The 21,335-nt window shown below is 45.5% G+C and carries 12 protein-coding genes; 7 read left to right on the top strand and 5 right to left on the bottom strand.

Features of this window, described 5'->3' with window-relative positions; genetic code table 11:
- Window positions 1-248: 248 nt before the first annotated feature.
- The 3 genes from QZW82_RS13785 to QZW82_RS13775 all read left to right on the top strand — a co-directional run bounded on the left by QZW82_RS13785 (window position 249) and on the right by QZW82_RS13775 (window position 7,417).
- Entirely contained in the window at window positions 249-644 is a 396-nt protein-coding gene (locus QZW82_RS13785; RefSeq protein ID WP_293148999.1) for a hypothetical protein, read from the top strand.
- 1,016 nt (window positions 645-1,660) lie between these two features.
- Window positions 1,661-3,052, top strand: coding sequence for a malic enzyme-like NAD(P)-binding protein (locus tag QZW82_RS13780; protein WP_293148997.1), 1,392 nt, complete (start codon window positions 1,661-1,663; stop codon window positions 3,050-3,052).
- A 528-nt stretch (window positions 3,053-3,580) separates the two neighbouring features.
- Window positions 3,581-7,417 carry a PAS domain S-box protein gene (locus QZW82_RS13775; protein ID WP_293148995.1) on the top strand — a complete coding sequence of 1,279 codons (3,837 nt, stop codon included), beginning with the start codon at window positions 3,581-3,583 and terminating at the stop codon, window positions 7,415-7,417.
- Between the two features lie 419 nt (window positions 7,418-7,836).
- Here QZW82_RS13775 and QZW82_RS13770 read toward each other — a convergent pair whose 3' ends face one another.
- The 4 genes from QZW82_RS13770 to QZW82_RS13755 all read right to left on the bottom strand — a co-directional run bounded on the left by QZW82_RS13770 (window position 7,837) and on the right by QZW82_RS13755 (window position 13,007).
- On the bottom strand, window positions 7,837-9,228 hold the full coding sequence (locus QZW82_RS13770) for a cytochrome P450 (RefSeq protein ID WP_293148994.1): 1,392 nt from the start codon (window positions 9,226-9,228) through the stop codon (window positions 7,837-7,839).
- Between the two features lie 72 nt (window positions 9,229-9,300).
- Entirely contained in the window at window positions 9,301-9,798 is a 498-nt protein-coding gene (locus tag QZW82_RS13765; RefSeq protein ID WP_293148991.1) for a GNAT family N-acetyltransferase, read from the bottom strand.
- A 91-nt stretch (window positions 9,799-9,889) separates the two neighbouring features.
- On the bottom strand, window positions 9,890-10,474 hold the full coding sequence (miaE, locus tag QZW82_RS13760; RefSeq protein ID WP_293148989.1) for a tRNA isopentenyl-2-thiomethyl-A-37 hydroxylase MiaE: 585 nt from the start codon (window positions 10,472-10,474) through the stop codon (window positions 9,890-9,892).
- Window positions 10,475-10,814: 340 nt separating this feature from the next.
- Window positions 10,815-13,007 carry a tetratricopeptide repeat protein gene (locus QZW82_RS13755; RefSeq protein ID WP_293148987.1) on the bottom strand — a complete coding sequence of 731 codons (2,193 nt, stop codon included), beginning with the start codon at window positions 13,005-13,007 and terminating at the stop codon, window positions 10,815-10,817.
- A 99-nt stretch (window positions 13,008-13,106) separates the two neighbouring features.
- Between QZW82_RS13755 and QZW82_RS13750 the strand changes: the two genes are divergently transcribed.
- From QZW82_RS13750 to QZW82_RS13740, 3 genes are all read left to right on the top strand, one after another.
- Complete coding sequence (locus QZW82_RS13750) at window positions 13,107-13,769, top strand: glycosyl hydrolase 108 family protein (protein WP_293148985.1); 663 nt, start codon at window positions 13,107-13,109, stop codon at window positions 13,767-13,769.
- 793 nt (window positions 13,770-14,562) lie between these two features.
- Window positions 14,563-15,711 carry a serine/threonine-protein kinase gene (locus tag QZW82_RS13745; RefSeq protein ID WP_293148983.1) on the top strand — a complete coding sequence of 383 codons (1,149 nt, stop codon included), beginning with the start codon at window positions 14,563-14,565 and terminating at the stop codon, window positions 15,709-15,711.
- Between the two features lie 840 nt (window positions 15,712-16,551).
- A complete protein-coding gene (locus tag QZW82_RS13740) occupies window positions 16,552-19,695 on the top strand; it encodes a PAS domain S-box protein (RefSeq protein WP_293148981.1) in 3,144 nt (1,047 codons plus the stop codon).
- Between the two features lie 87 nt (window positions 19,696-19,782).
- Here QZW82_RS13740 and QZW82_RS13735 read toward each other — a convergent pair whose 3' ends face one another.
- Window positions 19,783-20,016, bottom strand: coding sequence for a hypothetical protein (locus QZW82_RS13735; RefSeq protein WP_293148979.1), 234 nt, complete (start codon window positions 20,014-20,016; stop codon window positions 19,783-19,785).
- A gap of 39 nt (window positions 20,017-20,055) precedes the next feature.
- On the opposite strand from QZW82_RS13735, the gene QZW82_RS13730 reads away from it, so the two are divergent.
- Window positions 20,056-21,327, top strand: coding sequence for an FAD-dependent hydroxylase (locus QZW82_RS13730; RefSeq protein WP_293148977.1), 1,272 nt, complete (start codon window positions 20,056-20,058; stop codon window positions 21,325-21,327).
- Window positions 21,328-21,335 lie beyond the last annotated feature (8 nt).

Here is a 21,335-nt window from a genome sequence, read left to right as displayed (position 1 = left end):
TCCCCTCTCCTATTCTTCCCGATTCCCGAGAAAATTTTGCGTACTTAGCTTTTAGCTGCTGGTGCAGTGGAATCACTGACGGTATTAACACATAGTACATTTTATCACAGTTGCGATCGCTACACAAAGCAAAAAAGATCACATCTAGTCAACGATCGCGATCGCTAGATAATTTATTTAAATCAGTTACATTAAGGTATGTTAATATTTTTTTAATGCTCCCCAAAATTCTACGGAAGGAAGTAGTTATGTTATCTCAACCTGTTTTTGGCGATCGTTCTTTGACCCAAGCCTTTTATCAAGCAGTAATCGATCGCTTCGATGACCCTCTGAGTCTTTCGACTCAAGCACTATTACGAGAGTGTACCCTCGGTTTCGCCCCTTGTCCCGAGGGAGTCAAAACCTTTTTCATTATCGCGCCGAGTCTGGAGGCTGCCGAGCAACTAATTGGCAAAATCAACAACATTTTAGAGCGAGTTGCCGAACTCATGGCTGGAGTCGGACAAGTTGCTCTGTGCATAGTTCCCCCCGGCAGCGAACCCGAGGAACCAGTAGATCTGCAAAACTTAGAAAAAGTTCCCCCCGATTGTCTCGCTTGCAAATTCTTTACAATTATGTGTGCCGATGCTACGAGCGATCGGTAACATTGACACTTAGCAACCAGCAACTCGCTGTGTTGTGCCGAACCTGTGCCAGTACCGGTGCGGGAGAGATTGCATATTAGTAACAATCGCTGGAATCATGAGGGCAAAGCGTGCAGGTAATTCGATCGAAAGCAAGATTTCACTCACTATCAAAGAGTGTTCAACAAGCAGGCAAAATTAACATACCTTCATGCCCGCTTGTCAGTCGATCTGATTTTTACCTGCCGGCTCAAGCAGCCGTGCATCTACTTTTTAGCTCCCCAATCAAAGCCGCCAAAAAGCCGCACTAACTTTCCTCGGTATCTCGCTTTAAAAAATAGCAATAGGAATTAGGCGTTTAACAGTTGACAGTTGACAGTTGACAGTTGTCAGTTGTAGGGGCGGTGGATGGTGCGGGCCCGCCCTCTTCGTTGTCAGTTGTCAGTCATCCGAACTTGTAATGTACGGGATGTAACGGATTTAAAAGTTAAGGAAGAGAGAAAAAGGCTCGCTTGGGCTGCGCGATCGCGCAAAAAGAAGGAAGAGGTTCGAGGGCAGAAGACATACACAGCCAGCTTTTGAGCGAGAGATATTTTAGGTTGAGTTAGGTGGATTTACTGCTCGTTGCAAAATAGAGTTTTGATTGACATTCATTAAGTTTGCAGCGAGCAGAAGTATTGAAAAAAATAGATAGTTAGTAAGGTGCGTCAGTCCCAAGTTTTGACACAATTTAAACACAGAGAAACTGACGCAGCTTACCAAGAAGAATGGGTTTAAAGCCTCCTCCTTAAGCAGGGGGAAATAAAACAAAATTATTTACTGCTTCAATACTCGGACTTTTAGGTAGAGGTCGATCTCAAACTGTCAACTATCAACTGTCAACTGTCAACTGTTCAAGGAGATATATAGTGCGATCGCATCCCAAGCTCATAAAAATTGTGAAAAATTTCAGTTGAAAATTTTAATTATTAAATTTTCTGTCTAACATTGGCGATAAAATCTAAGATTGCAATTCTCAAATCTCAAATCAAGCCATCATGGTAAAACTGACACCGAACCCCAGCTTTAGTTTAACGATTCGCGTTGCTCTGCCGAACCAGCCGGGAATGCTAGCAAGCGTCACCAGTGCGATCGGATCTGTGGGCGGCAACTTCGGCCAAATCGACTTGATCGAGCAAACCCGGGCTACTACAGTGCGCGATATCACCGTCGATGCTTACAGCACCGAACACAGCGAAGAAATAGTGCAAGCAGTGAAAGCGCTACCGAATATCAAAGTGATCGACGTGTACGATCGCACTTTTAACCTGCACCGCGGCGGTAAAATCAGCGTAGAAAGCAAAATTTCCCTCAAACGCCAGTCAGATTTGGCAATGGCCTACACTCCAGGAGTCGCCCGCATCTGTACCGCGATCGCCAATGACCCCCAACAAGTTTACAACCTGACAATCAAACAAAATACTGTTGCCATTGTTACCGACGGTAGCGCAGTTTTGGGACTGGGAAACCTGGGGCCGGAAGCCGCCCTGCCAGTCATGGAAGGCAAAGCCATGCTATTTAAAGAATTTGCCGGAATTGACGCCTTTCCTATCTGTTTGAATACCCAAGATACTGACGAAATTATTCGCACAGTGCAGAATATCGCCCCGGTTTTTGGTGGCGTTAACCTCGAAGATATTTCTTCACCTCGCTGCTTTGAAATTGAAGCAAGATTGCGGGAAACCTTAAATATTCCCATTTTTCACGACGACCAACACGGAACTGCGATTGTTAGTTTGGCAGCATTAATTAATGCCTTGAAACTTGTCAAAAAAACAATGGCAGAAGTGTGTATCGTAATTAACGGGGCCGGTGCGGCCGGAGTCGCGATCGCCCGTTTGCTGCGGAAAGCAGGTGCCGAAAACATCATCATGTGCGACTCCAAAGGCGTCCTTTCCAAAGATCGCACGGATATGAACCCAGAAAAACTCGAATTTGCTGTGGCTTCAGGCGGTACCTTGGAAGATGCGATCGCCGGTGCGGATGTATTTTTAGGTGTCAGCGCGCCCGGGGTGCTCACGCGATCGATGGTGCGATCGATGGCCGAAAATCCGATCGTTTTTGCCATGGCAAATCCCATTCCCGAAATTCAGCCAGAATTAATCATGGAGGATGCCGCCATCATTGCTACCGGACGCAGCGATTACCCGAATCAAATTAACAATGTTTTGGCATTTCCGGGGATATTTCGAGGCGCTTTGGACTGCAAAGCTCGCACGATTACGACCAGTATGTATCTAGGTGCAGCTTACGCGATCGCCTCTTTAGTCAGTCCTTCGCAGCTTGACAAAGAACACATTATACCCTCAGTTTTTGACGAGCGAGTTGCCATTGCTGTCGCCGGTGCAGTGCAGTTGGCCGCCCGATCCGAAGGTATCGCCCGCGATTAACAAAAAAAAGAGTTGACAGTTGGTGTGTCGTAGGGGCAGTGCCCCCGTGCCTGCCCTCTTCGTTCCGTGCCCGCCCTCTTAGTTCATAATTGACAGTTTACAGTTGAGAAGAGTTGACCTGGGAGAGACACAAGAGGTTCGAGGGAAGAAGGAATAGGGAAGATACTATGTATAAATTCATCGTCTTTGTGGCAGTTTTGTACTTCTTATTTTGGGATTTTTCTGGTTTATTCTCATTTTCTATTTCCTCCTTCCCGTTCATTCTTACTGCTTTTTTCTTCCCCATCCTCTCTTTGTCCCTCTCTCCTCCCGTAGCGGATCGGCGTTACTCCAATCCTCGAACTGACCGGGAGAGGTTGCCCTCCTGCTGTCAACTGTCAACTGTCAACTGTCAACTGTCAACTGAATGAAATCCGTTGCCGAACTTCCTTCTTCCTGCTTTTTTGCTGAGTGATGAAAATCACACCAATAAACCATATAATTCAGAGAATAAAGATATAATTAATTATCCCAAGCCAGCTAGGTCAGATGCAAAGCCAGTTAGGAGAAGAGCGCAGCAACAGCAAATTGTTAGAACCGTCCCCGCTCGGGCTGGCATTGTGCCGGACAGACGGGACTTTTCTTGACGTAAATCCAGCTTTTGCGAATATTATTGGTCGGACAGTTGTAGAAACTCTCAACCTCAACTACTGGGAAATTGTTCAAACACAGTGTACTAGCAGAGACAAGTATCTAGAAATTCCCACAAAAAATAGGTGCGCGGGCACGCGTGCAGCAGCATACAAACATAAGAACAACCATCTCGTACCCGTGCGAGTGTCGGAGCGGGCAATTGAAACAGACGGAGAGTGGGCGATTTGGTTGAGTGCTGAACAAGTTGTTAATTGGGAGCCTGAAAATAGCGAGCTGCTGGAATCAGCGCCGCCACACTGCAATTCACATCTAGAAAAATTGCTGGAAAACCAGAATGCTGAGTTGGCAAAAACTCACGAACTACTCCAAGAAAAAATCGCCGAACTCGAACTTGCAAAATCGCAACTGCAACTCCAAAATCAGATTCTAGACCAAATTCGCGAATCGGTGATTTGCACCGATATGGACGGCTCGATTACCAGTTGGAATCAAGCCTCGCAAAGGCTGTACGACTATCAAGAGAATGAGGCGATCGGACAGCATATTTCTATAATTTACCCTCCAGAAAAGCACGATTTTTTATTGGATAAAGTAATCAAACCGCTACAAGAAAAAGGCTACCACGAAGTAGAAGTGATCACCCGCCGGAAGTCGGGAGAACAGTTTGACTCGCACCTGTCACTTTCGCTATTGAAAGACTACACGGGAGCCGTTGTCGGGATGATTGGCTATTTAACAGATATCAGCGATCGCAAAAAATTAGAACAAGAATTAGCACAGAGACAAGCACTATTTGATTCCTTTTTGCAGGAGGCACCCGCAGGATTTTGCATTTTTGATTCCCAACTTCGGTACGTGCAAATTAATCAATTTCTAGCCGAAATAAATAGCCTGAGTCCTGCAGAACACATTGGCAAGACTTTCCGCGAAATATTGCCGGAAATCGCTCCAATGGTAGAGCCTTTATACGAACAAATATTGAGAACCAAGCAACCTCTAATTAACATGGAAATGAGCGCTGAGAATCCCAGAAATCCGGGGATTATGCGACACATGACAGCCTCTTATTTTCCTCTACTCGACAAAGACGGTGAGGCGATCGGCATGGGTGCATTGGTTATTGACATTAGCGATCGCAAACAAGCAGAAGCAGCCCTCCAAAAAAGCGAACAGCTCTACCGCACTATGGCAAGCAACATTCCCAACAGTGCGGTGATGCTGTTCGATCGCGAAATGCGCTTTACCCTGGTAGAAGGCACAGAATTAGCAGGAGTGGGGCTTTCTAAAGAGTTAATGGAAGGCAAGACAATCTGGGAAGTATTCCAGCCGGATTTTTGCGCTGCTGTCGAGCCAAATTATCTGGCGGCCCTGACTGGAGAAACAGTTGTTACAGAATTTACCTATGGCGATCGCATTTACCTCGCTTATACTTTGCCAGTCAGAAACGAACGGCAAGAAATCACCGGCGGATTGCTAATGACTCAAAACATTACGGCTCGCCAATTAGCAGAAGAAGCCCTCAGGGAAAGCGAGGAAAAATACAGGTGCATTGTCGAAACAGCCGATGAAGGCATTTGGATGATCGATGCGGAGGGTAAAACTACTTTTGTCAACCAAAAAATGGCTGATATGCTAGGCTGCACCGTAGAGGAAGCGATCGGGCAGTCACTATTTGCTTTCATGGATGCAGAAGGCATCGCGATCGCCCAAGCCAATCTCAACCGCCGCAGTCAAGGAATTCGCGAACAGCACGATTTTAAGTTCCTGCGCCGAGACGGGAGCGAGTTGTGGGCGATGCTTTCTACTAATCCATTGCCAGACAAAGAAGGGCGCTATATCGGCGCTTTGGCAATGGTTGCCGACATTACCGATCGCAAGCAAACAGAAATGGCATTGCAGCAGTCGGAAGCTAAATTTAGATTGCTTTACGAATCAACCAGTTTGGCTGTTTTAATGTTAGATGAAAATGGGATCCGCGATGTCAACAACACCACCATAAAACTATTGAGAGCCACTAGCAAAGAGCAGTTTTTCGGCAAGAATCCAGGCGAATTTTCGCCTCCTTTCCAACCCAACGGCAGAGACTCTTTGAGCATGGCGAATGAGATGATGGCGATCGCCTTTGAATGTGGTAATCACCGTTTTGATTGGGTTCACCAGCGTTTAGACGGTACGAATTTTCCCGCAGAAGTCGTGCTGACAGTCATCGAAGTTGGAAATGAAAGCGTTATTCAAGCAGTCGTCCAAGATTTAACCGATCGCTTCCTTGCAGAAGAAACATTAGTGCGATCGGAACAAGCCCTCAGACAGCAAGCTCAGAGAGAACAACTACTCAATCAAATAGCCAACCAAATTCGCATTTCTTTAGATTTAGACACAATTTTAGCAACCGCCGTTCAAGAAATTCACAATCTCATGCAGCCAGATTGGTGCATCTTCACTTGGTACCGTCCCAACAGCAATCCTCCGGCTTGGGACGTGACTTGCGAAGCCAAAAATGCAGCTTTGCCAAGTTTCCTAGGTACTTATGTTATACAGGACAAATCAAGTGTAGGAGTCGAGCAAATTTTGCGCCGAGAAATTCTGCGAATTGATGATGTTAGCACTTTTGACAATGTAGAATTGCGCCAAGCTTTTCAAGCAATAGAAGTTAACTCAGTGCTGTCGCTACCAATTCACACTGCTTCCGGCGATATTGGGGCGATTACGTGCTATCAGGCTTTGTATGTGCGACATTGGAGCGACTCAGAAGTCGAACTGATGCAAGCGGTGATTGCTCAAATTGCGATCGCGATCGACCACGCAAAATTGTACACCCAAACCCGCACAACCGCTCGATTAGCTCAAGCTCAAACTCAACAGCTAGAACAAACTTTACACCAACTTCAACGCACCCAAACTCAATTAATTCAAAGTGAAAAAATGTCTAGTTTGGGACAATTAGTAGCAGGTGTCGCCCACGAAATCAACAACCCAGTTAACTTTATCTACGGCAATCTCAGCTACGTCAGCGAATACACTGAAAACTTGCTAAAGATGCTGCAATTTTACCAGCGTGAATACCCCCAGCCTAGCACAGAAATTTTAAATGCCAGAGAATCCTTTGAAATTGATTATATTTTTGAAGATTTACCAAAAATTGTCACATCTATGAAAGTCGGAGCCGATCGCATCCGCGACATAGTTTTGAGCCTGCGGACTTTCTCAAGATTGGACGAAGCCGAAATGAAGCAAGTTGACATTCACGAAGGCATAGAAAGCACGCTGATGATTTTGCAAAATCGCCTAAAAAATAAAGCCGATCGCCCGCAAATAAATGTTACTAAAGAATACGGTAACTTGCCTTTAGTTGAATGTTATCCGGGTCAGTTAAACCAAGTATTTATGAATTTGTTGAGCAATGCGATCGACGCATTGGAAATGGAGACAAATAAACCAGAATGCAAGGAAGGTAAGGATTTAGCAATTAGAATTCGCACCGAAGTAACCAACAATAACTGCGTAATGATGCGGATAGCTGACACAGGCCCCGGAATGAGCGAAAACGTGAAAAGGCGGTTGTTTGACCCATTTTTCACAACAAAACCCATCGGCAAAGGCACAGGCTTAGGATTGGCGATTTCGCACTCTATTGTCGTAGAAAAACACGGTGGCGAGCTGACGTGCAATTCTGTATTGGGAGAAGGTTCCGAATTTGCAATCCAGATTCCGCTGCGGCAAAAAAGAAATTAGTTATTAGTTATTGGTTATTGGTTATTGGTTGTTCGTAGGGTGCGTCAGTTAGGGATTAAAATAGCACAGAAAATCCTGTAAGCTGACGCACCTTTCAACAAACTATGGTGCGTCAGCCACTATAGCATTTATCAGAAAGATGAGGTATGAGTGTAAATGGAGTTTTTGATGCGACCTCGCTTACTATATAATAAATATAAGACAATACGGTTGACTTAAGAAGGATCTGACTTGCAAAAAACTCCTGTACTGCATATAAAATCGTCAGATGAACTTCGCAAAAAAGTGTTAAGTAAACCGTATTGAAATATAAGAGGGCTAAAGCCCAACAACGTACCTCACCTATCTAAGAAAGGCTATAGCTTCTCAACATCACCAAATATCGCGCATACTGACGCACCCTACGACACTACGACAAATTACGACAAACTACCCTTTACCACCAGACGCACACCGCCAGCGGGCGCCATTGTCAAACCCCGGCGTACTGGCAAAATCGGACGATTTTCTGCAAGTTCCAAAGAATATCGCGACAGCACTTTCGCCAAAACTAACTTCATTTCAAACATCGCAAATGCTGCGCCAATACAGCGACGGTTCCCTCCCCCAAACGGCAAATATTCGTAAGGTGAAAATTGCCTTTCTAGAAAACGTTCTGGTTTAAAACGATTTGGTTCGGGGTAAAGATCCTCTCGGTGATGAACCAAATAAATGCAGGTAGAAAGCATGACTCCTTTGGGAATATCATAACCCATTAACTGCATCGGAGCTTGCGGAACGCGCGGAAATGCAAAAAATACGATCGGATAAATTCGCAGCGTTTCCGAACAGACAGCATTCAAATACGGCAGTTTAGCAATTTCCATCCCATCGCAATTGTCAACATCAATAGAAGAGAGTTCTTGCAGCAGTTTTTCGCGAACTTCCGGGAGATAGTGAATCCAATACAAAGCCCAGGCTAAAGCTGTAGCTGTAGTTTCATGTCCCGCGAATAACATTGTCATTAATTCATCGCGCAATTCAACATCGCTCATCGGCTCTCCGGCTTCGTCGCGGGCTGAAACCAACAAGCTGAGGATGTCTTCGCCCAAGGGTTGAGATTGAGTTTTGCGATCGCGAATTTCTTGATAAAGTAGTTCATCCAAACGCTGTCTCTGCCGCAAAAACCGTCCCCAAGGACTCCAAGCACCCAAATCTTTTTGCAGTGACTTTACCAGCAAAAAGGTAGCATTTAATGGATTACTAAACACGCTGAACATATCAACCATTAATTGGTGAATTTGTTGGTAGCGTTCTCCTTCGCTCAGCCCAAAAACTGCGTGCAAAATCACATCCAAAGAAATGTTTTGCATGGTTGCTTGGGCTACGAAAGTATTACCAGGAGTCCAAGTATTAATTGCTTTTTCGGTGATGTCGCGGATGATTTCTCCGTAAGCTTTCATACGTTCACCGTGCAAAGGTGGCATTAAAAGCTTGCGCTGCTGCAAATGTCGATCGCCATCTAACAACAATAAGGAATTGGGGCCTACTAAAGGTAACGTTACTTGGTTTCCCGTACCAGATTCAAAGAATTTACTATCCCCTGTGAAAATTTCTTGAATTGCTTGAGGATTGCTAATAACTACCTGGGGCGGAAAGTTGCTGAATTGGGTGGTGAAAATGTCGCCGTATGTCTTATAATTTTTCTCTAAATAATAGAGGGGATTTAAAATCCCCCGGACTGTCTGAACAAATCTCCCTTCTTTTGGGCCGTCGAGAGATTTGTTGCTAGTGTTATTTTGAGATTGAGAATTTTCTGTGAGGATAGTCATTGGTTTTTATCCTGCTTTTGTTGTTTCAGATCACTGAAAGCATTATTACTATTTCCAAGCGATCGCGAATCTCTATTCTAGCTTGTTGACGCCGAGAGATTTTACGTAAACCCGATCGCACCTTGCTGTTTCCACACCCGTTGTCGGTAGATATCCGCTAGTTTCGTACATTTTAACAGCTTCTTTGAGAACGCTAGCAGTTTCGATCCAGATTTCATCAAAGCCGCGAGCGATAATTTTACTTTCCAATGCTTGCAGTAAAAATTTCCCCAAACCTTGTCCCCTTGCTGCTGGCAAAATATACATTTTGCGGATTTCCACAGCATTCTTTCCGCGTTGGACGGGATAGTAAGCCGCTGTACCGACTATTCGATCGTGCTTTTCAACTACCCAAAATTCCCCGCCCTTCTTCTGATAGTGTAGTTCTACATCATAGACATCTCGATCGGCGCCATGAACTTCGCATTGTAAACCGTACTCTACCAAAACATTCTGAATTAAATGGAATGCCTCAGCCCGATCGCGCGTTTCCCAGGAACGAATTAAAAAATCCCGATGTTGGGTTCTCATTACTTGTTGCTAATTATACTTATTTTTTGACTTTGGCAACTGTAATTTTACTGACAATTAGTGTTTTACAGTCTGGAAATGCACCCAACTTTTAACTATGAATTCTCGGTTCAGGATAAAGAGTTGCCAGCAACTCGCTCTCTATCAATGATAATTGCTCCAGCCGCTCAATAACAAGATCGCGATCGAAATAAGTTGTTGCCAAAATCCAATATACCCCGTAATGGCGCGCTTCCGAAGCCATCAAACTGCGGTAAAACTTAGCTAATTCTGCGTCGGGACAATGCTCGCCTAGCAGCCCCAACCGCTCGTGACTCCGCGCTTCAATCAAACCAGAAACCAACAAAGAATCCAAAAGTCTCTCCGGTTCCTGCTTGCGAATTTGGGCGGACAAACCCCCACCGTAGGGAGGCGCAGCCAAAGGGCCCAAAGCGATCCCGCGCTCTTCTAAGCGCTGGTTGACTTGCTCGAAATGCTCCAATTCTTCGCGGGCGATGGCGGTTAACATCCTTACCATTTTTTCCCGCGCTGGGTAGCGAAACATTAAATTTAACGCTACTCCGGCTGCTTTCCGCTCGCAGTGAGAATGATCTAATAAGATTGTATCCAAATGTGCGATCGCCTGTTCGATCCAAGCTGGCGAAGTCGGCTGTTTCAAAAACTTAATTGTTGTCATTAGTCAGTTGTCAGTTGTCAGTTGTCATAGTGGTGTCCCCGCTCGCGAACGTTATTACTCAGTAGTCAGTAGTTAAATAGCCTTCGAGTAAATAACCTTTCTCGGTTTGTTTTATCGTTCGGACTTCAGTCCTTTGATTGGTGCGGACTGAAGTCCTCACTACAAACCTATTTAATCGCGGTCATTCCAGTGGAAATCATACTATTAATTCAGATTTTACCAGAAAGAATTGGTTGAAAGCCCGCCCGCCTTCGAGGGAGAAATTAAAATCAGACTATTCATTACTCCAATACTCGGACTTAAGGGTAGAGGTCCCTCTCTGGGGGTCAACTGTCAACTGTCAACTGTCAACTGTCAACTGTTGAAATAGCTTTTCAAACACCGCATACATATCACCAGCAAACTTTTTCGGATTCCACAACGGCGACAAATTGGCTGCGTCTTTAGATTTCATCAACTGTGCTTGAATTGCCTTTCTTAATTCACCATCTTTACCCAATTTTACACCCAGATCCACATATTCAGCCCAAGACCATGCCACACCAGTTTCAATTCCCAAAGCCTGCAAGAACGAATAACCCATTCTCGACAAAAACTGTTCTCCAGTGCGAGTCACCACAGGCAAATTAAACCACAAAGCCTCTAAAGTGTGAGTACCTCCATTATAAGGATAAGAATCTAACAAAACATCAGCCAGCAAATAGACAATTCTGTGTTCTTCCTCCGTAGCAAACCTGGGCAAAAACTTAATTCTGTGCCGACTAACTCCCTCAGCTTCGCAAGCTTGATGGTACGCACCTTCAAATACGGCAGCATCGCCCAAAGCTTTGTGAATTAAAATACTGTTCGGCACTTGTTTGAGAATCGCAATTTGTGCTTTTACTAAATCGGAATTGAATTTTCTGCCGGGAGCGACGCACAGGTAAACTATCTGATCGAAACCGATCCGATTCGACTTTCTCAACGCCACCGGATCGACTCCATACCTCTGAAAACCTGACACGGCCACAAAGGAATCCGGCATTCTGATTAGCTGCTCGTCATAATATTTTTCCCTACCTGCTGGGTGCGAATGCCAGTCGGTAAGAAAGTAATTTTCCGAGGATATGTATGGGGCGTCAAATCCGAGCCAAGAGACACAAACTGGTGCGGGTTTTTGGTGAAGTATTTCAGCGTGAATTGGGACGCTGAGAGAATCTAAATCGACTAAAATATCCAATTCATCTTGCTGGATTTGGTTGATAATTTCTGCGGAATTGGCAAGTCCGTTTGGGTAAGTTTTGGGGAAAGTGAGTTTGCCCAAACTATCAAATTGCTGAGTGCGATCGTCAGGAGTAATTCTTTCGGAAGCGTACAGATATAAATTGGGTGTGAACTCGGACAATTCGCGAATGATGTCAGCGCTGCACCAACCTACAGAATGACGGCTGAAGTGATTGGATAAAAACCCGATTTTTAATTTGCTGGCTGGGGATTGTGGTTTTAAACTGTAATTTGCGGGTTGAGAAAAATTGGGTTTGATACATTTTTCGATATACTTTTGGGCAATTAATCTGTAAAGTTTAGAGTTGGCTGCTAAGTCATCTCGCACATAGGGCGTGCTGAATAAGAAGTTTGCATAAAGCGATTTAATTTCTACCGAGCTAGCCGTTTCTAAGTTCTGTTGCAAGTACGACTCTAACTCTAAAAATCGATCGCCCGCAATTTGATTCAATCCCGAGACTTGATAGGTGCTGACGTAGTAAATCGCCGTCATAATTGGATCGGTTTCGGCGCACATTTGGCTGTATTTGTGTACGGCTTGCCGCGCGGCCGCTAAATCGCTAGTATCTCGGAGGATGCCACACAAATGTTGGTGGGCGGCAATAAAATCTGGTTTGATTTCTAGCGCTTTTTGCAGGTTGGGTATGGCTTCTTTTGCTTTGCCCTGGTGGCGCAAAATTATGCCAATTTGACAGTAGGCTTCGGGTAAATCGGGTTTAAATGCGATCGCCCGTTGCCATGCAGCCACAGCCTCGTCTAACTTCCCTTGTCGCGCTAATTTATCGCCTAAATTTATGTGAAAATCTACCTGAGCGAGATGGGGATTGAGTTCGAGAGCTTTTTGCTCGTAGGCTACGGCTGCATCCGACTGCCCTTGCTGCTTCAGTGCGCCTGCCAAATTCCAGTAAGCAGCAGCCAAAGTTGGTTTAAGTTCGATCGCCTTTTGGTAATTGACGATCGCCTCCACGAAATGCCCTTGTTTGTAGAGCATACTCCCCAAATTAGCATAAGCCTCAGCAAAATCGGGATTCAGGGCGATCGCCTCCGAATAAAACCGCATTGCTTCCTGAATCTGGCCGCTTGCTTGCTGCACATTGCCCATTGTCACGTAAGCCGCCGCCCAATTCGGTTGCAATTCCAGAGCTCGGCGACAAGCAGCGACGGCGGCTGCTAAATTGCCTTCAGAGTAATAAGTTTCTGCAACGACAGTCAGCGATGCAGAATCTTCTAATTGGGGTGTTTCGGATTGGTTGTGAAAATCGGAATTCATTTGGCGCCCTATCTGTGCTATCAAGTTAGAGGTTGAATCTAAATCATTTTGCAGAGTAGCAGTTTTAGCGGAACTACGGGCGATCGTCACAGATAATTTATGAGCGAGAAGCAAGCGACACAGCGCCAACATCACATCAAGTGGAAACCAAACCTCCTGCTGGGGATACTCTTGTTAGCCTTAGCAATCCCCTTACCCTTTGCCCAAAATACTCTCGCGCAAAAGCAGACAGCCGACTTTCGGCAGCGACTATTTCAAACAGCCCTTTATTTCACCCTATATTTTGAGGGCGGATTCAGCAATCACCCCGCAGATAAGGGCGGCAGAACCTATCGGGGCATCCTGCAAACGGAATACAACTCCTACCGCTACAGTCGCGGGCTGCCACCCCTCGACGTGACGCAGATGTCGGAAGCAGAGCTCATGGAAATTTATAAATATTACTGGGATTCGAGCCTGTCGGGTACGATGCAGCCTGCTTTGGCGATCGTCATGTTTGACACTGCTGTTAATTTTGGTATTAATAATTCTATTACATTTTTGCAGCAAGCTTTAGGATTGCCGCAAACTGGTGTTTTTGATGCGCGCACGAGGGATGCGCTAAAATCTGCTAATAACAAAAATACGGCGCTGCAAATGATTAACGAACGGATTATTTACCGCTACAAACGAGTGCAAGAAGATCCGAGTCAAATGGCTTTTTTCCGGGGTTGGCTGAGTCGCGATTACAGTTTGTGGGGCTACGTGAACAAGATTAAGTAATTAGGAATTGGGCATTGGCCAAACAGGGCATTGGGCGGAGCGTAGCGGAGGGATTGGGCATTGGGCATTGGGAATTAATAGCCGTTTCTCCCTCTCTTCAATTGTCCAATTCTTCCCTTCTTCCCTCTTCCTTATTCATTCTTCCATCGGAATTCCATCCGTTACATCCGTTACACAATCCGTTGCCGAACTTCCTTCTGCCTTTTTAATATTATCTCTCTCTTCTTCTCTGCGCTCTCTGCGGCCTCTGCGGTAAAATCATCCAGAAAAAATCGTAGTTGCGAGATTCCCCACTTCTTAAAAAAGTAGGGAATCTAAAAAATGAATCTACAGCAACACAAAATCCCATGCAGTAACCAAACTATTGAACCCAGTCACCGTTGCCAAAACTTGATTATCTGCCGCTGATAAAATCGTTACCGCTGGCGCCGATTAAAGTAACGCTACGATCGGTACCGAGTCGATCGCACTTTGCTGTAGTTATAGAAGAAAGACAGCCCTTCGGCTTCGCTCTGCGTAAAAAGCTAACTAAGGATTTTTTTTAATTGGGTACAGCCAAATTTGCAACGTGCTAATTTGGGAATATATTCCGTAGTTAAAACTTGTACTTGATACAATAATCGGAACTGAGAATAATGTCAATTCATAAAAGTCATAACTTAAAATCATAAAAGTCATATTTATAAAAATATATTTCAATCAGTAGCCAAAGCTATCAAAGTTAAGTCAAATCATGTATAACAGAAACTCAGGCATAGAAAAATGCGTGACTCCCGTACAAATCACTTAAAATATGAAGCCTATGACGGTAGAAGAAGCAATATTTTTTTTGGACAACCTGGTATACCAACAAACAGAAAAAAACCTGAGTCGGTTGCAGCAGTCGATAATTAAAGGCGTTTTAACTGGTTTGACGTACCAAGAAATTCAGCAAAACGATCCGATCGCCCGCGGGTACACAGTGGGATACCTGGGCCGATATGTCGGCTACAAATTGTGGAAAGATCTCACCAAGATATTCAAGCAAGCAGAAATTATTCGACCAGAAGAAAGAGTAGTCGGAGCAAATCTTTGGGACTGTATCATGAGATCTCTAGAAAAAGGCACAAAACCTGTTAAATCGGTCGATCCGATCTTGCAAAAGCTGCTGCGGATGCGTTACCGAATCCGAGAACACTTAGTCAGCACCGAGTACAGCGATACATATCTCGCTGAAGATGAAAATTTGCCCGATCGACCTTTGTGTCTCGTCAAGCGCCTGAAAAGCCAGTCAGAGAAAACCAGCAAGCTATTCGATCTAGAAACGCGAGTGCTATATCGCTTAGGCCAACACGATCGCATACCAGAATTGTTAGCTCGATTTGAAGAAGATGGATATTTTTATTTAGTCTATCAATTCATCGAAGGACAACCACTCTATCAAGAACTCATCGAAGGTCAACCCTGGGAAGAACATCAAGTTATTGCTTTGTTGAAAGATATCTTAGAAGTGCTAGTCTTCGTTCACAAAGAAAATGTAATTCACCGCGACTTGCACCCTAAAAACTTAATCAAGCGCTCACCAGATAGCAAAATTGTATTAATTGACTTTGGGGCAGTCAAAGAAATCAATACCTCGCAAAATAGCAACGGTCAAACCAAATCGCGTGGCGGTGGCACTCAGCAAGAGTACATTCCCCCGGAACAAGCCATCGGCGCACCGAAATTTTGCAGCGACATCTATTCTGTCGGGATCATCGGGATTCAAGCCTTGACAGGGATGCGCCCGAAACAACTCAAAGTCGATAATTTAGGCAATCTTATTTGGCAGAAAAATGCAACTGTGACGCCGGAGTTTGCTAGCATTTTAGACCAGATGGTGCTGTACTCTTTCCCCCAGCGTTACCAGTCAGCAACTGAAGCTTTGGAAGCAGTTCAAAACTTGGGAGTCTGTCGTCATTAGTCATTAGTCAGTTGGTAGGGGCGGTGCCCCCGCGCCCGCCCTCCTGGTTGTCAGATTTGATACCAAATCTGGCTTGAATATCCCCTTTTTGAGTCCGCGAAACCCAGGGCAGTTTTATTGTCGGAAAAAGAAATCTGAAACTATCGAAAGCATCGCTCAAAGGTCGGATAGCACTTTTGCCAAGGTACGTAGTTGCGCTTCAGCGCTCTGTCCTAATCTTAGAAAGAGCGCTGAAGCGCAACTACGTACCTAATTTATATGACAACAATAAAACCACCCTGCTCTTGAGTCCGCGAAAGCGGACGAAAGTTTGTCTAGGATTGGTTTCAAGCGCACAGTTTTATCTTTTGTGAGGTTAGCGGAGCCAACGGATAGGATAGCACGAACCACAGCCACAGCAGCCGGTTGACAATCCGACTGCTATTTTTGTTGTTAGCGCCCTGCGGAGTCGATCGCACAATCCTTTACCATTACCCCTCGAATGAGTGAGTAAAAACACTCTGCCCGGAAGATGAATCGGGCGATCGCACTTTTTACCACCTCGCTGGAACAAGGAATAAGTAACAAACAATAAGGACAAATCCGAAAGAAAAAAGAATTTTTTATTTTAACTAACAATCAAGAAAAATCATTGAATTCTGACGAATGCCTTATACATCAAAGCCTGTTACTTTTAGTTGACAATCTATCTCAAGTTAGATAAGATCGTTAGTATTATGTGCTATCTACACCGTTATAACAATATCTTAAGCAGCTTGGTATATCTGGCAACAATATAAGTAGAGTGTTTATTGTTACCTTCTACACCTAGAAACTCACATAATTTGAGGGAGCGAGAAATTGGAATTTTTTGAACGATCGCAAAAAGTGCAGCCGCCCTCAACCCCAATTGCAGCACTCCAGTCTTTTTCCAAAAAAGCTGGTATTGCAGTAATCGCGATCGGCTGTACAGTCATGTTGGGTTGGATCTTTGACCTGCAACTCTTAAAGAGCATTTTTCCAGAACTCCCGAGCATGAAAGCGAACACAGCGTTCTGCTTTATTTTGAGCGGATTGTCTCTATTTCTGCAACAGCGCAGGCGCGCCAAATCAACAACAATTAAACCTCAGAAAATAGATAAAGCTTTAATTGTTTCCAGTTCACTTTTAATTATATTAATCAGTCTATTCACCCTAATTCAATATAGCTCTAATTTAGACTTAGGCATCGACCAACTGCTATTTAAAGACAATTCCAACCTCACAAGTATCTCAGCACCGGGACGGATGGCGCCGAATACTGCCACTGCTTTTTTATTGCAGGGAACTGCCTTGCTGCTGCTGTCTCTACGCCGCCCCAAATACCTGCGGGTTCAAATCTTAAGCTGTTGTGCATTTTTAATTGCATATCTGGGCTTGATCGGCTACATCTACGGCAAACCTTTCTTTTACACAATTGGCTATACAGGAATGGCTTTGCACACCTCCGTAGCATTTATTTTGCTGAGCCTCGGCATTTTATTTGCCAGTCCAGAGCGAGGATTGATAGCAGTAATTGCGAGCGATCGCGCGGGCGGCATCATGGCAAGGCGGTTGTTACCACAGGCGATGGTTATTCCGACTTTGGCAGGTTACTTCATCATCTCGGGAGAGCGGTTGCAAGCCTACTCCCCGGAGTTAGGAATATCGCTGTTAAGCGTATTGAACGCGATCGTTTTTACTGTTCTGATTTGGCAGAATGCCAAAACTATTTGCATCGCAGACAGGAGGCGCTATCGAACCCAACTGGGGCTGATCAAAGCTAAATCAGACTTAGAAAGTCAAGTTGAGAAACGGACTCTTGAACTGCAACTTGCTAACGAGCAATTGCAGCAGCAAATTCTCGATTCTCACACAACAGAGCAGGCGCTCCAAAAAAACTACAACCTGTTGCTCACAGTCATTAACAGTACGCCGACCGCCCTATTTGTCAAAGATATTCAGGGCTGCTACATGATGCTCAACGCTGCGGGAGCTAGCATCATTGGCAAGTCTTTTGACGACATTATCGGCCGAGATGACAGCGAGTTATTTCCGGCGGAAATTGCAGCCAATATTACCAAAACCGATCGCCAGATCGTGACAGCGGGAAAAACGCAAGTAATGGAAGAAGAATTGCTAGTTCAAGGAAAATTGCGGACATTTCTTTCGACAAAAAACGCTTATCGAGACGGGCAAGGAGAAATCAGCGGTATAGTTAGCATCGCGCGGGATATTACCGATCGCAAACAAGCAGAAGTCGCCAACAGAAGTCTGGCAGCAATTCTCGAAGCAACACCGGATTTTGTAGGTATCTGCGATCTCGACGGGCACGCTGTTTACATGAACAAAGCAGGCAGAAAAATGGTGGGTATCGACGAAAACGAAGATATATCGAACAAACAAGTTGGAGAATTCGCCGCAGCCTCAGCCCGCAACACCTTCCAGGAAGCGATCGCCACCGCAATCTCAGGCGGTGTTTGGAGTGGAGAAACAGCCTTCGTGTCAGCCTCGGGAGTCGAAATTCCCGTCAGCCAAGTCATCATCTCCCACTCAGCACCAGACGGCCAACTCGCATATATTTCTACCATCGCCCGCGACATCAGCGATCGCTTCCAAGCCGAAACAGCCCTGCGTTTAAGCGAGCAAAGATACCGATCGCTGATCGCTGCTACCGCGCAACTCGTATGGATCACAGACGCACAAGGAAAGCCGATCGCGCCCACAGACTGGATGGCATATACAGGCCAAAGCTTGGAGGAAGCTACAGACAACTGGTTTTCGGCGGTGCACCCAGACGATCGCGATCTCACGCTGCAAGCTTGGATGCGCGCAGTCGAAACCAAAAACCTCTATGAAATCGAACACCGCTTGCGGGCGTCTGACGGCAGCTACAGGCACTTTTGGGTGCGCGCAGTCCCAGTTTTAGCAACAGACGGCAGCATTCGCGAATGGGTGGGCACGCACACGGATATTAGCGATCGCGTCCAAGTATTGGAAGCACTCAAGCAATCAGCAGCACAGTATCGATCGCAAGCAGCCCAGCTCGAAAAAGCTTTCCGCGACTTGCACGAAACCCAAGCCCAACTAATCCAAACCGAAAAAATCTCTTCACTAGGGCAGCTAGTTGCCGGAGTCGCCCACGAAATCAACAACCCGATTAACTTCATCTACGGCAACATCACCCACGCCAGCCAATACGCCAAAGACTTGCTCGAATTGCTCCACCTTTACCAAGAAAAATACCCAAATCCCGTCACGGAAATTGCTTTATCAGCCGAAGAGATAGAAATTGATTTCTTAATGGAAGACTTTCCGAAGATTTTGGAATCAATGAAAGTAGGAGCCGATCGCATCCGCGACTTAGTTGTATCCTTGCGTAACTTTTCCCGACTCGACGAATCGCAGATGAAGCGAGTAGACATTCACGAAGGAATCGAAAGCACTTTAGTAATTTTGCAGCACAAGCTCAAAGCTAATTCAGTGCGTCCGGCGATCGAAATTATCAAAAACTACGGCAGCTTCTCCAAAGTCGAGTGCTATGCAGGTCAGCTCAATCAAGTATTTATGAATCTGTTAGCAAATGCGATCGATGCCCTCGAAGAATACAATAGCAAGCGTTCTCCAACAGAAATATATGCTAGCCCCAACACCATTCAGATTAACACCAGTGCGAATACAGACACAGTAACCATTCGGATTGCCGACAACGGGATGGGAATCAATCCTGAAGTTATGAGCAAATTGTTCGATCCATTTTTTACTACCAAACCCGTCGGCAAAGGCACTGGCTTAGGACTATCAATCAGCTATCAAATTATAGTTGAAAAACACCGAGGAAAATTGAAATGTGTTTCTGCACCCGGGAAAGGTGCAGAGTTTATCATAGAGATTCCCATTTCCCAGAATCTATCAGCCCAAGCAACGGAAAACATCAAGGAAAAGGAAATGGTGAGCAGTAATCAGTCATTAGTCATCAGTCATTAATGCCTGAGTGTCACACAGGTACGTAGTTGCGCTTCAGCGCTCTTAGGTACGTAGTTGCGCTTCAGCGCTCCGAGGGCTAAAGCCCAACTACATACCAGAGATACCATAGGCACGTAGTTGTGCTTCAGGGCTATTGGGGCTAAAGCCCAACAACATACCTTTCTTGGTACGTAGTTGCGCTTGGGCGCTTTTGGGGCTAAAGCCCAGCAACATACCTCGCCACATAAAACCCTCCGCAGTATTAAGCGACGCACCTTGCAAAATAGTCATCTCCCCGTCTGGGTCGATCGCCCAAAATCGCAATAATTCTTTACAATACAAGAGTAAATATAATTATTCACTTAAAAAAATCCCTTGAAAATGCCCGTAAACCAACTTTCTGCAACAACAGCCCCCATCCAAACACCGGAATTAGACTATGACATAGCCATAGTCGGCGGCGGCATAGTCGGCGCCACCTTAGCCTGCGCCCTCAAAGATTCCGGCTTAAAAATCGCCATAATCGAAACCCAACTCCCTGCCGCCGCCGCAGCCAAAAAACAAGCCTACGCAGTCACCCTGCTGTCAGGAATGATTTTAGAAGGCCTCGGCGTGTGGGAGCAAATCTTGCCACAAATCACCACCTTCGAGCAAATTAGCCTCTGCGACGGCGACTATCCCGGAGTAGTGGAATTCCACCGCCCAGACTTAGGAAATACAGGCAAATTACCCGTACCAAAAGAGGCATTAGGTTATGTCGGCGAACACCGAGTCATGCTGTCAGCTTTGCAGGAATCCTTAGCAAAAAACCCGAATTTCAGTTGGGTTTGTCCGGCGGAAGTAATCGAAGTAAAATATTTAAATGATTGCGCTGAAATAGCAGTAAAACAGAACGGTGAAACTCGGACAATTCGGACTAAATTATTAGTTGCAGCCGACGGTTCGCGATCGCAAATCCGCACATCCGCCAACATCGGCACTCGCGGCTGGAAATACTGGCAATCCTGCGTAGCTATCACCATTAAAGCCGAAAAGCCGCACAACGATATTGCTTTCGAGCGCTTTTGGCCGAGCGGCCCGATGGGAGTTTTACCATTACCAGGAAACCGTTGTCAAGTAGTTTGGACTGCGCCCCACGCGGAAGCAAAAGCTTTGCAGTCAATGGATGAAACAGAGTTTTTAGCTTTGTTGGAACAGCGCACCGGCGGGCTGTTAGGGCGCTTGGAATTGGAGAGCGATCGGTTTTTGTTTCCCGTGCAGTTAATGCAGAGCGATCGCTACGTGTTGCCCAGATTAGCACTAATTGGCGACGCCGCCCACTGCTGCCATCCCGTGGGCGGCCAGGGATTGAATATGGGCATTCGAGACGCAGGGGCGATCGCCCAAATCTTGCAGCAAGCGCACCAAAAAGGCGAAGACATCGGCGATTTGCGAGTATTGAAACGGTATCACAATTGGCGCAAAAAAGAAAACTTAATCGTGTTAGGATTTACCGATTTTCTAGATAGATTGTTTTCCAATACATGGCTGCCGATTGTAGCATTTCGCCGCTTCGGATTGTGGTGCTTGCGGACAATTCCCCCGGTGAGGTTTTTAGCATTGCGATTGATGACCGGTTTAATGGGGCGGCCACCGAAATTAGCGCAAAACTAGGTTCGTAG

The sequence above is a fragment of the Microcoleus sp. bin48.metabat.b7b8b9.023 genome, from assembly GCF_013299185.1.
Lineage (GTDB): Bacteria > Cyanobacteriota > Cyanobacteriia > Cyanobacteriales > Microcoleaceae > Microcoleus.
The sequence above is the reverse complement of the archived record's forward strand: the minus strand, read 5'-3'. Positions and strand labels throughout refer to the sequence as shown.

Coding starts and splice junctions, on each gene's coding strand:
- QZW82_RS13775 (WP_293148995.1), top strand. CDS start 3,581: ATGCAAAGCCAGTTAGGAGAAGAGCGCAGCAACAGCAAATTGTTAGAA.
- miaE (WP_293148989.1), bottom strand. CDS start 10,474: ATGACAACAATTAAGTTTTTGAAACAGCCGACTTCGCCAGCTTGGATC.
- QZW82_RS13770 (WP_293148994.1), bottom strand. CDS start 9,228: ATGACTATCCTCACAGAAAATTCTCAATCTCAAAATAACACTAGCAAC.
- QZW82_RS13755 (WP_293148987.1), bottom strand. CDS start 13,007: ATGAATTCCGATTTTCACAACCAATCCGAAACACCCCAATTAGAAGAT.
- QZW82_RS13765 (WP_293148991.1), bottom strand. CDS start 9,798: ATGAGAACCCAACATCGGGATTTTTTAATTCGTTCCTGGGAAACGCGC.
- QZW82_RS13785 (WP_293148999.1), top strand. CDS start 249: ATGTTATCTCAACCTGTTTTTGGCGATCGTTCTTTGACCCAAGCCTTT.
- QZW82_RS13750 (WP_293148985.1), top strand. CDS start 13,107: ATGAGCGAGAAGCAAGCGACACAGCGCCAACATCACATCAAGTGGAAA.
- QZW82_RS13780 (WP_293148997.1), top strand. CDS start 1,661: ATGGTAAAACTGACACCGAACCCCAGCTTTAGTTTAACGATTCGCGTT.
- QZW82_RS13730 (WP_293148977.1), top strand. CDS start 20,056: ATGCCCGTAAACCAACTTTCTGCAACAACAGCCCCCATCCAAACACCG.
- QZW82_RS13745 (WP_293148983.1), top strand. CDS start 14,563: ATGAAGCCTATGACGGTAGAAGAAGCAATATTTTTTTTGGACAACCTG.